Annotated in this window: 9 protein-coding genes and 1 pseudogene; 1 reads left to right on the top strand and 9 read right to left on the bottom strand. The window is 69.0% G+C overall.

All coding sequences use genetic code 11. The annotated features are described in order from the left end of the window. Nucleotides 1-6: 6 nt before the first annotated feature. The 7 genes and pseudogenes from AC3WQR_RS18400 to mdeB form a co-directional block, all read right to left on the bottom strand. Complete coding sequence (locus tag AC3WQR_RS18400) at nucleotides 7-672, bottom strand: class II aldolase/adducin family protein (RefSeq protein WP_492743085.1); 666 nt, start codon at nucleotides 670-672, stop codon at nucleotides 7-9. Then, the gene (otnK, locus tag AC3WQR_RS18395; RefSeq protein ID WP_492743084.1) at nucleotides 669-1,940 is read right to left on the bottom strand and encodes a 3-oxo-tetronate kinase; all 1,272 of its coding nucleotides are present in this window, start codon (nucleotides 1,938-1,940) and stop codon (nucleotides 669-671) included. Before otnK ends, AC3WQR_RS18400 begins: the two co-directional genes overlap by 4 nt. 3 nt (nucleotides 1,941-1,943) lie before the next feature. Next, a complete protein-coding gene (gene denD, locus AC3WQR_RS18390; RefSeq protein ID WP_492743083.1) occupies nucleotides 1,944-2,957 on the bottom strand; it encodes a D-erythronate dehydrogenase in 1,014 nt (337 codons plus the stop codon). Nucleotides 2,958-3,000: 43 nt separating this feature from the next. Beyond that, nucleotides 3,001-3,933, bottom strand: a pseudogene (ltnD, locus tag AC3WQR_RS18385) (L-threonate dehydrogenase); the annotation flags it as partial. Between the two features lie 13 nt (nucleotides 3,934-3,946). Beyond that, nucleotides 3,947-5,272 carry an MFS transporter gene (locus tag AC3WQR_RS18380; RefSeq protein ID WP_492743082.1) on the bottom strand — a complete coding sequence of 442 codons (1,326 nt, stop codon included), beginning with the start codon at nucleotides 5,270-5,272 and terminating at the stop codon, nucleotides 3,947-3,949. Between the two features lie 157 nt (nucleotides 5,273-5,429). Next, nucleotides 5,430-6,206, bottom strand: coding sequence for a FadR/GntR family transcriptional regulator (locus AC3WQR_RS18375; protein WP_070063260.1), 777 nt, complete (start codon nucleotides 6,204-6,206; stop codon nucleotides 5,430-5,432). A gap of 74 nt (nucleotides 6,207-6,280) precedes the next feature. Further along, nucleotides 6,281-8,944: an alpha-ketoglutarate dehydrogenase gene (mdeB, locus tag AC3WQR_RS18370; RefSeq protein ID WP_492743081.1), complete on the bottom strand. Its 2,664-nt coding sequence runs from the start codon at nucleotides 8,942-8,944 to the stop codon at nucleotides 6,281-6,283. A gap of 105 nt (nucleotides 8,945-9,049) precedes the next feature. On the opposite strand from mdeB, the gene AC3WQR_RS18365 reads away from it, so the two are divergent. Further along, nucleotides 9,050-9,523: an Lrp/AsnC family transcriptional regulator gene (locus tag AC3WQR_RS18365; protein WP_159279182.1), complete on the top strand. Its 474-nt coding sequence runs from the start codon at nucleotides 9,050-9,052 to the stop codon at nucleotides 9,521-9,523. Nucleotides 9,524-9,557: 34 nt separating this feature from the next. Here AC3WQR_RS18365 and AC3WQR_RS18360 read toward each other — a convergent pair whose 3' ends face one another. Beyond that, complete coding sequence (locus AC3WQR_RS18360; RefSeq protein WP_354348039.1) at nucleotides 9,558-11,567, bottom strand: PhoX family protein; 2,010 nt, start codon at nucleotides 11,565-11,567, stop codon at nucleotides 9,558-9,560. 217 nt (nucleotides 11,568-11,784) lie between these two features. Then, a partial coding sequence (gene mltA / locus AC3WQR_RS18355) for a murein transglycosylase A (protein ID WP_492743080.1) occupies nucleotides 11,785-12,845 on the bottom strand: 1,061 nt, incomplete at its 5' end.

Here is a 12,845-nt window from a genome sequence, read left to right as displayed (position 1 = left end):
TTTGTACTACCAGCGCGCACCGAAAGTGCGGCGCAGTTCATCGATCTGGTCGGGGGTGAGCGGTGCGGGCCGGGTGGTCTGCGTGAGCATCTGCAGGCGGGCGGTTTCTTCCAGCTCTTCGAGCACGGCCATCGCGGCGGCCGGCGTCTCGTGCCAGACGTTGGGACCCAGGCGCGCGAGCATCGCCGCGCGGATCGGCGTGCCAGCCGCGCCGTAGCGCGCAATGGTGTGCGCCACCTGTTCGGCCGCCTCGGGCGCGCCGGGGCGGTGGTACGGGATGACCGGCACATGGCCGACCTTCATCACGAAGTAGGGCGTGAGCGCGGGCAGCAGTTCGGCCTGCGGGTTGCCCAGGGTCAGGGCGACGCAGTGCGTGCTGTGCGTGTGGATCACGCAGGCCGTGCCGGCATCGAAGCCGCGCGCGGCGGCGTAGATGCGCGTGTGCAGCGCGATGGTCTTGCTGGCGCGGTCGCCGCCGGTCTGCTGGCCTTGCGCATCGAGCCGTGCGAGCCGCGCGGGGTCGAGAAAGCCCAGGCAGGCGTCGGTCGGCGTGATGAGAAAACCGTCGTCCAGCCGCACGCTGATGTTGCCGGCCGTGGCGTGCACGTAGCCGCGCTCGAACAGGCTGCGGCCGACGCGGCAGATTTCGTCGCGGGCTTCGTTCTCGGTCATGCGAGCACTGTAAAAGCTTTGGTGAAGAAATCGTCGCTGCCGAAGTTGCCCGACTTCAGCGTGATGTGCAGCCCGGCTTCGGGCGCGGCGTCGCAGCGCGCATGGCACCACGGCACGCCGGGGTCGATCTGCGGACCGATCTGCATCTGCGCGATGCCCAGCGCCTGCACGCAGGCGCCCGAGGTTTCGCCGCCGGCCACCACCAGCTGGTGCACGCCGCGCTCGACCAGGCCACGCGCAATGGCGGCGATGGTGCGTTCGACCATGGCGCCGGCTTCTTCCACGCCGAGCCGGCCCTGCACCGACTTCACGGCGCCGGCTTCGGCGGTCGAGTAGACGAGCACGGGGCCTTGGTCGATGAGGGGTGCGGCCCAGGCCAGCACTTCGGCGGTCACGTCGACGCCCGCCGCGATGCGCAGCGGGTCGATGGCCATGGCCGCGCCACCGCGCTGGATGAAGTCGAGCACCTGCCGGTTGGTGGCCAGCGAGCAGCTGCCCGAGACCACCGCGGTCTTGCCGCCGGCCTTCGGCAATGCGCTGGCCTGCGACGACGGCGCGAGGCCGAAGTTGGCCGGCAGGCCGATGGCCACGCCCGAGCCTGCCGTGAGCAACGGCAGCTTCGCGAGGGCCGGGCCCATGCGCAGCAGGTCGTCGTTCGAGACCGCGTCGACGATGGCGATCGACACGCCCTCGGCCTTCAGCTGCGCGATGCGTTCTTCGATGGCCGCTGCGCCGCGTGCGACCACCGCGTGGTCGATCAGCCCCACCTTGCGCGTGCACTGCGCCTGCAGCACGCGCACGAGGTTCGGGTCGGTCATCGGCGTGAGCGGATGGTTCTGCATGCCGCTTTCGTTGAGCAGCACGTCGCCCGCGAACAGGTAGCCCTTGAACACGGTGCGCTTGTTGTCGGGGAAGGCGGGCGTGGCGATGGTGAAGTCGCATTGCAGCGCATCCATCAGCGCCTCGGTCACGGGGCCGATGTTGCCCTGCGCCGTGCTGTCGAAGGTGGAGCAGTACTTGAAGTAGACCTGCTGCGCGCCCTGCGCCTGCAGCCAGCGCAGCGCATCGAGCGACTGCGCGATGGCCTCGGCCGGCGCGATGGTGCGCGACTTGAGCGCGACCACGACCGCATCCACGTCGGCATCGAGCGGGCCGGCGGGCACGCCGATGGTCTGCACCACGCGCATGCCGGCGCGCACGAGGTTGTTGGCCAGGTCGGTGGCGCCGGTGAAGTCGTCGGCGATGCAGCCGAGCACGAGCTTCGCCATCGCTCAGCCCTTCAGCGCGAGCGTGACCGCCTGCGCGTTCTCGCGCACGTAGTCGCGCAGGATGGCGTCGAAGCTGGCGTCGGCCTTCAGGCCCAGCGCCTCGGCGCGCGCGGCGTGGATGCGGCTGGGCCAGCTGGTGACGATCTTCGCGATGGCGGCGTCGGGCTCCCAGTCGATGAGGGCGGTGGCCTCGGGGCCGGCGATGCGCTCGAGCGCCTGCGCCATCTCGCGCACGGTGGTGGTCAGCGCGGGCAGGTTGACGGCGGTGCGCGCACCCCATTCGGCGGCGCCGGCGGTGGCCGCGCGCACGATGCCGGCGACGGTGTTGCCGGGCGAGGCCAGCGCGACCGGCGTCTCGGGCGCCACGGGGCAGCGTGCGCGCACGCCGGCCAGCGGCTCGCGCAGCATGCCGCTCAGGAAGCTGGAGGCCGCGCCGTTCGGACGGCCCGGGCGCACCGACACCGTCATGAGCCGCACGTTGCGGCCCTGCACGAAGCCCTTGCGCGTGTAGTCGGCCACGAGTTGCTCGCCGATGAACTTCTGGATGCCGTAGCTGTTCTGCGGCGTGGGCAGCGTGGTGTCCTCGATCACCGCGGGCAGGCGCTGCTCGGGCGAATCGCCGAACACGGCGACGGAGCTGGAGAACACGAACACGGGCGCATGGCCGGCGCTGCGGCAGGCGTCGAGCAGGGCGCGCGTGGTGTCCAGGTTGCTGCGCATGCCGAGGTCGAAGTCGGCCTCGCACTCGCCGCTCACGGCGGCGGCGAGGTGGAACACGGCGTCGGTGTCGGCCAGCGGCAGCGCGCCGTTGGCGGCTTGCTCGTACAGGTCGCCCTGCACGAACTGGATGCGCGCGTCGGCCGCGAGGTCGGCGGGCGGCGGCACGCGGTCGGCGAGCGTGATGCGTGCGATGTCTTGAGGCTGGCCGCCAGCCAGTGCGAGCGGGCCGCCGGCGAGCAGGGTGCGGGCGAGGCGGGCGCCGAGGAAGCCGCAGCCGCCGGTGATGAGAACGTTCATGGTGTGTGTCTTTCCTGGGTCGGTGGAGCGCAGACGCTCGATGCTATTTTTTCGATTCTTTCGCAACGGGCAGCTCGATGCCCGGGAAGATCTTGATGACCGCGCTGTCGTCCTCGCGCGCGAAGCCGGCCGTGGAGGCCTGCATGAACATCTGGTGCGCGGTGGACGACAGCGGCAGCGGAAACTTGCTGGCGCGCGCCACGTCGAGCACCAGGCCCAGGTCCTTCACGAAGATGTCGACGGCCGACAGCGGCGTGTAGTCGCCCGCGAGCACGTGGGCCATGCGGTTCTCGAACATCCAGCTGTTGCCGGCGCTGTGGGTGATGACCTCGTACAGCGCGTCGGGGTTCACGCCTTCGCGCAGGCCCAGCGCCATGGCCTCGGCCGCGGCGGCGATGTGCACGCCGGCCAGCAGCTGGTTGATGACCTTCACCTTGCTGCCCGCGCCGGCCGAATCGCCCAGGCGGTAGACCTTGGCGGCCATGGCGTCGAGCATCGCGCCGGCCTTCTCATACGCCGCGGGGGTGCCGGCGGTCATCATCGTCATCTGGCCGCTCGCGGCCTTGGCGGCGCCGCCGGAGATCGGCGCGTCGAGGTACAGGATGCCCTGTTGCGCAAGGCGCGCCTCGAGCGCCACCGACCAGTTCGGGTCGACGGTGGAGCACATCACGAACAGGCTGCCGGGCTTCATCGATGCCGCGCAGCCGGGCGTGGTGCCGTCGCCGAACAGCACCGACTCGGTCTGCGCCGCGTTGACGACCACGCTGACCACGATGTCGCATTGCGCGCCAAGCGCGGCCAGCGTGTCGCAGGCGGTGCCGCCTTCGCGCGCGAAGGCTTCGGCGACGCCGGGGCGCACGTCGAACACATGCGGCGCGTGGCCCGCGCGGCGCAGCGATTGCGCCATGCCGCTGCCCATGGCGCCCAGGCCCACAAGGCCGACGACGGGTGTGGTGTTGGAAGAAGAAGTCATGTCGTGCGTCCTTCGATCAGCGGTTGACCAACTGCTTGGGCGTGAGCCACACGCCGATGGCGCCGAGCACCAGCGCGCCGGCCAGCACGTACATGCCGATCTGCGTGCTGCCCGTGAGGTCCTTCAGGTAGCCGATGAGGTACGGGCTCACGAAGCCCGCGAGGTTGCCCACCGAGTTGATGACCGCAATGCCCGCCGCCGCCGCCGTGCCCGAGAGGAAGGCGGTGGGCAGCGACCAGAACAGCGGCGCGCAGGTGAGCACGCCGGCGGCTGCGAGCGACAGGAAGGTCAGCGACACGATCGTGTTCTGCGTGTACGAAGCGGCCACGGTGAAGCCCACCGCACCCATCATCGCGGGGATGATCAGGTGCCAGCGGCGCTCGCGGCGCGCGTCGGCGCTGCGCCCGAACAGGTTCATCGCGACGATCGCGCACAGGAACGGAATGGCGCTGAGCAGGCCGATGTTGAAGTTGCCCTGCACACCCGTGGCTTTCACCAGCGTCGGCAGCCAGAAGGTCAGCGCGTACTGGCCCATGACGAAGGCGAAGTAGATGAGCGCCATCCACCACACGCGCGCGTCGCGGAACATCGCGCCCACCGAGTGCGGGCCCTTGGCGCCGTGCGCCTGGTCGCGGTCGACCTCGCGCTGCAGCAGCTGCTTTTCTTCAGGCGAGAGCCAGCGTGCGTGCTTGATGCCGTTGTCCAGGTAGAACAGCACCATCACGCCCACCAGCACGGCGGGAATGGCTTCGATGATGAACATCCACTGCCAGCCGTGCATGGCCGACACGCCGTGGAAGGCGTCCATGATCCAGCCCGACAGCGGGTTGCCGAAGATGCCCGCCACGGGAATCGCCGACATGAACACCGCGATGATCCGCGCGCGCCGGTGCGACGGGTACCAGTGCGTCAGGTACAGGATCACGCCGGGGTAGAAGCCCGCCTCGGCCACGCCGAGCAGGAAGCGCAGGATGTAGAAGCTGGTCGGCGTTTCCACGAACACGAAGCAGGCCGACAGCAGGCCCCAGGTGATCATGATCCGCGCGATCCACACGCGCGCGCCCACGCGGTTGAGCAGCAGGTTGCTGGGCACTTCGAACAGGAAGTAGCCCAGGAAGAAGATGCCGGCACCGAGGCCGAACACGGTTTCGCTGAAGCCGAGGTCCGCGCCCATCTGCAGCTTGGCGAAGCCGACGTTCACGCGGTCGAGGTACGCGACCACGTAGCACAGCATCAGGAAGGGCACGAGGCGCCAGAACACCTTGGCGTAGGCGCGTTTTTCGAGCGCGGCGTCGGGCGCGTCAGCCGCGAGGGGCGCGCCGGCCTGGAGGGTGGAAGTCATTGGGAGGGAGTCCGCTGGATGAAAAAACGGGGCCGTCCCGTCACCCTGCGGCGCGGTCTCCCCTTACTTGTCAGGTCATCATACAAATTTAAGACAAGTTCCCGGATACGGGATAACCCGCACATTCTGCCCCTACCGGAAAGTTGTGAGCGTGGGCTTACTTGCCCGCAGGCCAGCCTTCGACCAAGGGTCGGGCGAGCTGGGCGCCTTCCTGCTGCCAGAAGGCCGGGTCGGCCTGCTCGATGCGGCGGATGGCGTTGTCCATGTGCGCCTTGGCGGCTTCGCGCGCGGCCAGCGGGTCGCCGGCGTCGATCGCCTCGACGATCCGCGCGTGTTCCTGCGCCACTTCGCGCACGAAGTCGGCGCGGCGCGCCTCGTTGGCGCGCGTGACGCGGGTGGCGCCATGCAGGAACTGCCGCAGGTACTGCAGCGTGCCGATGAGGAAGGGGTTGCGCGCGGCCTCGGCGATGGCGCGGTGAAAGCGCACGTCCTCGTCGGCGCCGTTGCCACCCATCGACACCGCCGCGTGCAGCGCATCGATGGCGTCGCGGATGCGCAGCATGTCCTCGGGCGTGCGGCGCTCGGCCGCGAGCGCGGCCACCTCGGCCTCGAGCGCGCGGCGCAGCTCGACCATCTGCACCACCGCTTCGCGCGACGCCACATGCGGCATCTCGAAGCGCAGCGGCTCCACCCCGGCAGCGCGCACGTACACGCCGCTGCCCTGGCGCGAATCGACCAGCCCGAGCGACTTCAGCCGCGACACCGCCTCGCGCACCACCGTGCGGCTCACGCCGAACTGGGTGGCCAACGCGGTCTCGGTGGGCAGCCGGTCGCCTTCCGACAGGCGCCCGCTGCGCACCTCGGCCACGAGCGCTTCCGCCACCTGGTCGGCCAGGCGGACGGCGGGAGCAAGGGACTGGAAGCGGGCGGTCATGGGCGCGGGAAGGCGGTGGGGCCTGCGACTCTAACGCAGGCACCGCACCGCCACGCCGCATGGCCGCGCTGGTGTCAGGCGCCGAGCGCGTGCCGCGCGGCGCGCGCGATGCTCGCCGCGTCCACGCCGAAGAAACCGCGCAGCGCGGCGCGCGTGTCGCTGCGACCGAAGCCGTCGGTGCCCAGCGTGAGGTAGCGGCGACCTTCGGGCAGGAAGGCGCGCACGCTCTCGGGCAGGGCGCGCACGTAGTCGGTGGCGGCGACGATCGGGGCCTTGCTGCTGCCCCTGCCGAGCTGCTGCGCCACGAAGGGCGTGCCGGCGTCTTTTTCGCCGGCCAGTGCGCGCTGCTCGCAGGCCTGGCCGTCGCGCGCGAGCTCGCTCCAGCTCGTGACGCTGAACACCTCGGCCGCGATGCCTTCGTCGGCCAGCTGCTGCGCGGCCTTGATGACCTCGGTGAGGATCGCGCCCGAGCCCAGCAGCGTGACGCTTTGCTTCGCCTTGCCCGATGCCGGTGCGTAGGTGCCGAAGCGGTAGCAGCCGCGCAGGATGTCGGCCTCGGCGCCGGCCGGCAGGTCGGGCTGCGCGTAGTTCTCGTTCATGAGCGTGACGTAATAGAACACGTCCTGCTGCTCGACCATCATCTCGCGGATGCCCGCGTCGACGATGACGGCCATCTCGCCCGCGAAGGCCGGGTCGTAGGCCTTGCAGTTGGGAATCGTCGCAGCCACGAGGTGGCTGCTGCCGTCCTGGTGCTGCAGGCCTTCGCCGCCGAGCGTGGTGCGGCCCGACGTGGCGCCCAGCAGGAAGCCGCGTGCGCGCTGGTCGGCCGCAGCCCAGATGGCGTCGCCCACGCGCTGGAAGCCGAACATCGAGTAGTAGATGTAGAACGGCAGCATCGCCAGGCCGTGCACGCTGTAGCTGGTGGCCGCGGCCGTCCAGCTCGCGATGGCGCCGGCTTCGCTGATGCCTTCTTCCAGAATCTGCCCGTCGGTGGCTTCGCGATAGCTCAGCACCGAGCCGATGTCTTCCGGCGCATAGCGCTGGCCCACGCTCGAATAGATGCCGACCTGCTTGAACAGGTTGGCCATGCCGAAGGTGCGCGCCTCGTCGGCCACGATGGGCACGATGCGCGGGCCCAGGGCCTTGTCCTTCATGAGGTTGCCCAGCATGCGCACGAAGGCCATGGTGGTGCTCATCTCCTTGCCCGCGGCGGCCGTGGCGAACTGCGCGTAGGCCGCGATGTCGGGCTTGGGCACGACGTCGCAGGCGGTCTCGCGGCGCGGCATGGCGCCGCCGAGCGCTTCGCGGTGCTGGCGCAGGTAGCGCATTTCGGCGCTGTCTTCGGCCGGGCGGTAGAAGTCCATCGCGGTGGCCTGCGCGTCGGTGAGCGGCAGGTTGAAGCGGTCGCGGAACTCGATGAGGTCGACGTCGCCCATCTTCTTGTGCGAGTGCGTGGTCATCTTGCCCTGCGCGGCGCTGCCCATGCCGTAGCCCTTCTTGGTGTGGGCCAGGATGACGGTGGGCTGGCCCTTGTGCGCAGCAGCGGCGGCGTACGCGGCATGGATCTTCACGAGGTCGTGGCCGCCGCGCTTCAAGCGGTCGATCTGCTCGTCGGTCATGCCTTCGGCCAGGCGCGCGAGTTCGGGGTTCTGGCCGAAGAAGTTGTCGCGGTTGAAGCGCCCGTCCTTCGCGGCGAAGGTCTGCATCTGGCCGTCGACGGTTTCGGCGAACACGCGCGCGAGCGCGCCGCTCACGTCCTGCGCGAACAGGCCGTCCCAGTCGCTGCCCCACACGAGCTTGACGACGTTCCATCCTGCCCCGGCGAAGAGCTTCTCGAGCTCGTCGATGATGCGGCCGTTGCCACGCACCGGGCCATCGAGGCGCTGCAGGTTGCAGTTGACGACCCACACGAGGTTGTCGAGCTTTTCGCGCGCGGCGAGCGTCAGCGCGCTCATCGATTCGGGCTCGTCCATCTCGCCGTCGCCGAACACGCCCCAGACCTTGCGGCCTTCGCAGTTCAAGAGGTTGCGGTGCGTGAGGTAGCGCATGAAGCGCGCGTGATAGATCGAGCTGATCGGGCCGATGCCCATCGAGCCGGTGGGGAACTGCCAGAAGTCCGGCATCAGATACGGGTGCGGGTAGCTGCACAGGCCGCGCGCGCCGCTGCCGTCGGTGAAGGCCGGCGCGGTGAGTTCCTGGCGGTAGTGGTTCAGGTCTTCTTCGCTCAGGCGGCCTTCGAGGTAGGCCCGCGCATACACGCCGGGCGCGCTGTGCGGCTGGAAGAACACGAGGTCGCCGCGGTGCGCCGGGCTGCGCGCATGGAAGAAGTGGTTGAAGCCGGTTTCGAACAGGTCGGCCGCGCTCGCATAACTGGCGATGTGGCCGCCGAGTTCGCCGTACGCCTGGTTGGCCTTGGCCACCATGGCGAGCGCGTTCCAGCGCATGAGCGAGGCGAGCTTTTCCTCGACGGCAAGGTCACCCGGGAACGGCGGCTGGTCGGCCGCGGCGATGGTGTTGACGTACGGCGTGGCCAGCTCGGGCTGCCAGCCGATGCGCTGCTGCCGCGCCAGGCGCGCCAGCTCGGCCAGCATCTGGCGCGCGCGCTGCGGACCTTGCGTCTGCGCCAGCGCCAGGAAGGCGTCGCGCCATTCGGCGGTCTCTTCGGGGTCGGGGTCGTGCGACGGCGGCGTGTCGAGCAACAGGGCGCGCATCTGGTCGGCGGAGATCGGGGCGTTCATGCCAGCACTTTAAGCCGCCTTGCAGAAAATTAGCTACCGGCACCTGCGACTTCATGGCTATTCGCAAGCATAAAATGCCGCGACTCAAGCGCTTCACGGAATTTCATGGAACTCGACGCCATCGACCTGCGCATTCTCGACGAGCTGCAACGCGACGGCGCCCTGTCGAACGTCGAACTGGCGCGCCGCGTGCACCTGTCGCCCTCGCCCTGCCTGGCGCGCGTGAAGGTGCTGGAGACCAGCGGCGTGATCGACCGCTACGTGGCGCTGGCGAACGCCAAGGCGCTGGGCCTGGGGCTCAACGTGTTCATCTCGATCAGCCTGACCACGCAGAGCAAGCAGTCGCTGGCCGACTTCGAGCAGCGCATCGCCGAGCACGACGAGGTGATGGAGTGCTACCTGATGACCGGCGACAGCGACTACCTGATCCGCATCGCCGTGGCCGACATGGCGGCGCTGGAGCGCTTCATCATGGAGCAGCTCACGCCGATTCCAGGGATCGAGAAGATTCGCTCGAGCTTTGCGCTCAAGCAGGTCAGATACAAAACGGCGCTGCCGTTGCCAGCAGCGCCGTCCTGAAGCAAGCGCAAGCCGCCGCAGCGGCAGCCTCGCCTTACTTCGCCAGCTTGATCTGGATCGGGTCGGCCGTGAGGTAGCCGACGGCCGCGGCGTAGCGGTCCTTGTAGTTGGCGCGCACCAGCGGGTCGAGCGTTGCCTGCACCTTCGAGTGGATGCCGCCCCAGTCACCCGCGTGCTGGAAGTTGCTCATGATGTAGGTCCAGCCGTTGATCTCGTCCACGGCATGCAGGCCGGTCGATTCGCCGCCCGCGGGGATCGACATGAGGCGCGAGAGCTTCTTGGTGTCGATGTTGTAGGCCCACAGGAAGTTGTTGACGTGGCTGCTGCTGTCCTCGCCGATGAACAGCGTGCGCAGCTTTTCCGAGAACTTGATGTTGTCGGGGTTGCCGATCTTGTCGGGGCTGGAGGTGTTGCCCAGCGCGTCGGGCGTGGGGAGGTCTTCGCCCACGATCAGCGCACGGGTCTGCGTCGGCACCCAGTCGCTGTTGATGGACTTGCCGTCGGTGTCCTTCTGGCCGCCCGCAAGGTTGTGCGCCATCACGCCGCCGGCGCTGAGCTTCTTGGGCAGCGCGATGTTGTTGGCCGCCGACCAGCCCTTGCCGCCGCTGACCATCGAGTCCTGGATGTTCTGCAGCGCGGAGTAGGCCACCTTGTCCTTGATGTTGACGGTGGTGCCTTCCATCTTGGTGAAGGCCATGCTGGCGCCCTTCACGTTGGCGTAGCGGTGGGTTTCCAGGAAGGCCGCGGCCTTTTCCATGCCGGGCTTCACGCGGCCCCAGCTTTCCTTGCCGTCCAGGAACATGTGGGTGTACGTGGGATCGGCGGGGTTGGTGGTGGTCACGTCCATGATGTCGGTGGCCTTGAGCGAACCGGCCAGTGCCTCGATCTCGGCGCTGGTGGCATGACCCAGGTTGATCCACGTCATCTTGGTGGCGGATGCAGCGGCGGGGTCGATCGAGTAGCCGGCTTCGTAGCGGGCCACGTAGAGCGTGCCGGCCGACAGGTCTTTTTCCTTGTCCGCGACGAACATGAAGAAGCCGCCGTTGGTGTAGTCGTCGCCCATGATGGCGGTGCGGTTGTCGGGCATGACCTGGATCAGCTCGTGCGAGATGCGGCCCATGCAATAGTGCTTCTTCACGCTGCCGGTGCCGTCGGGGTTCACGGTGATCTCGGGCAGGTGGCCGTAGTGGTACGGGTTGGCCTTGGTCTCGTCGCCGAACACGTTCTTGCTGTAGGCCTTGAACATGTCGGTGCCGGCGGCGGTGGTGGCGTCGGGCTCGTACTCTTCGCTGGACAGGTGGGTGTTCCACGGCGACAGGCTGGCGCCACAGGTGATCCACAGGCCGTGGGCGCTCGACATGTCGACGTTGTGGTACTTGACCAGGCTCAGCTTGCCGGTGGTCTGGTCCTGGTCGAGCGTGAGCACCGCGATGGGCGAAGGCAGCGTGCCGTAGGTGTTGTCGCCCTTCAGGTTGCGACTGGTGTATTCGAACTGCACAACGGCGAACACCGCCTTGCCCTTGACGCCGGGCACGTTGGCGTTGGGCAGCGAGATCAGCGAGGTGCCGTCCGGGCTGTCCGAGAAGAACTGGCGCTCCTTGCCCGCCACCGAGGCGTCGATGATCGGCTGGTTCTTGATGTCGACGTAGCCGCCCGCGAGGATCTTGCCGCCCTTGCCGTCCGGCACCATGTCGCCGGTCAGGAAGAAGGGCTGGTAGGCCAGGCGGTATTCGGTGGAGCTGCCGTTGTCGAACGACACCTTGAGCGTGGAGCCCACGGTGTTCGTGGCCATGGCGGCCGGGTCGGCCAGCGTGGGCGCGGCCATGCCGTTGAATTCGGCCGACACGAACTGCGCGGCCGGTGCGGGCGCCGGCGCGGGGGCCGGCGGCGGCACCACGAAGGGCGGGAAGGCCTGGCCACCGCCGCCGCCACCGCCGCAGGCGGTGAGGAAGGCGACGCCGCCCAGTGGGAGCATCGGGGCGGCGCCCAGCAGTTTCAGGGCGTGACGGCGGGAGGCGCCGGGCGCCTTGGCTTGATCAGTCATTTGTTTTCCAGGGATCGTGGGTGGTTCGGCATGAGGCCGAAAGTCGACCTCTGTCAGGGCGCAGACCTTAAAAGGCGCCCATGACGAAGGCATGCATCGCGCATGACAGAACGATGACGACCGCCACGACCACACCCCGCCCACGCACCGGCCGGCGGCATGCAAAACGGCGCGGGATCACCGCGCCGTCGTGTCGTTCAAGAACGAGAAATGGCCGTCAGGGCGCCGGCAACTGCCTCGGCCACAACGCCCACAGCCGCAGCGGCTGGTTCACGCTCGCCGCCAGCCGTCCAGCCTCGGCACCGGTGCCGGCGAAGTAGTCGGCGCGCACGGCGCCCAGGATGGCGCTGCCCGTGTCCTGCGCCACCACCAGCTTCTGCAGCTGCGCGGTCGGGCCGCTCGATGCGAGCCAGACCGGCGTGCCGTAGGGAATGCTCTCGCGGTCGACCGCGATGGAGCGCCCTGCCGTCAGCGGCACGCCCTGCGCGCCGCGCGGGCCGAAGGCGGCGTCGAGTTCGCTCATGGTCTCTTCGCGGAAGAACACGTAGCGCGGATTGCTCCACAGCAGCTGCGACACGCGCTGCGGGTTCTGCGCCACCCAGGCCTTGGTGTCGTCGGGCCACTTGCCGACCTTGGCGACGCCCTGGCTCATGAGCCACTGCTGCACGCTGCGATACGGCTGCTCGTTGGTGGCCGCATAGGCCACGCGCACCGTGTGCTGGTAGCCGTTGGCCTCGGTGATGCGCAAGCGGCCCGAGCCCTGGATGTGCAGCATCAGCGCGTCGATGGGATCGGCCATCCAGGCGATCTCGCGACCGCGCAGCGCGGCCTGGGCCTCGGGCAGGGTCTCGATCTCCTGGCGCGTGAACCAGGGGCGCTTGGGCACGAGGCCGTCGGGCGCCTGGTACAGCGGCACGCTGAAGCCGGCCGAGGGCACGCGCGAGGCTTCGTACACGGGCTCGTAGTAGCTGGTGAGCTTGCCTTCGCTCTGGCCCGCGAGCGATTCGACGCGGTAGGGCTGCAGCCGGTCGGTCATCCAGCGGCGCTGCTCCTCGGGCGTGGCAATGGCCAGCTGGCGCACCTCGCGGCACAGCGGCGCGAAGGCGGCGTTGGGGCGTGCGCAGTTGGCCAGCAGCGCGATCCACGCCTCATGCAGCGGGTCTTCGCTGAAGCCCGGCAGTTCGGACCAGCCCACGGGCACCCAGCGGCTTTTCGGATGCGCGAGCGATCCGGTCAGCGGACCGAGGTCGCGCGGCGGGGTGACGGTGGGTCGGGTGG

This window comes from Variovorax sp. FW305-3-2-15-B-LB1 (assembly GCF_058787635.1).
The sequence above is the reverse complement of the archived record's forward strand: the minus strand, read 5'-3'. Positions and strand labels throughout refer to the sequence as shown.

Excerpts from the sequence above, each read along its gene's own strand:
- AC3WQR_RS18400 (WP_492743085.1), bottom strand. The coding sequence starts at position 672 with ATGACCGAGAACGAAGCCCGCGACGAAATCTGCCGCGTCGGCCGCAGC.
- otnK (WP_492743084.1), bottom strand. The coding sequence starts at position 1,940 with ATGGCGAAGCTCGTGCTCGGCTGCATCGCCGACGACTTCACCGGCGCC.
- denD (WP_492743083.1), bottom strand. The coding sequence starts at position 2,957 with ATGAACGTTCTCATCACCGGCGGCTGCGGCTTCCTCGGCGCCCGCCTC.
- AC3WQR_RS18380 (WP_492743082.1), bottom strand. The coding sequence starts at position 5,272 with ATGACTTCCACCCTCCAGGCCGGCGCGCCCCTCGCGGCTGACGCGCCC.
- AC3WQR_RS18375 (WP_070063260.1), bottom strand. The coding sequence starts at position 6,206 with ATGACCGCCCGCTTCCAGTCCCTTGCTCCCGCCGTCCGCCTGGCCGAC.
- mdeB (WP_492743081.1), bottom strand. The coding sequence starts at position 8,944 with ATGAACGCCCCGATCTCCGCCGACCAGATGCGCGCCCTGTTGCTCGAC.
- AC3WQR_RS18365 (WP_159279182.1), top strand. The coding sequence starts at position 9,050 with ATGGAACTCGACGCCATCGACCTGCGCATTCTCGACGAGCTGCAACGC.
- AC3WQR_RS18360 (WP_354348039.1), bottom strand. The coding sequence starts at position 11,567 with ATGACTGATCAAGCCAAGGCGCCCGGCGCCTCCCGCCGTCACGCCCTG.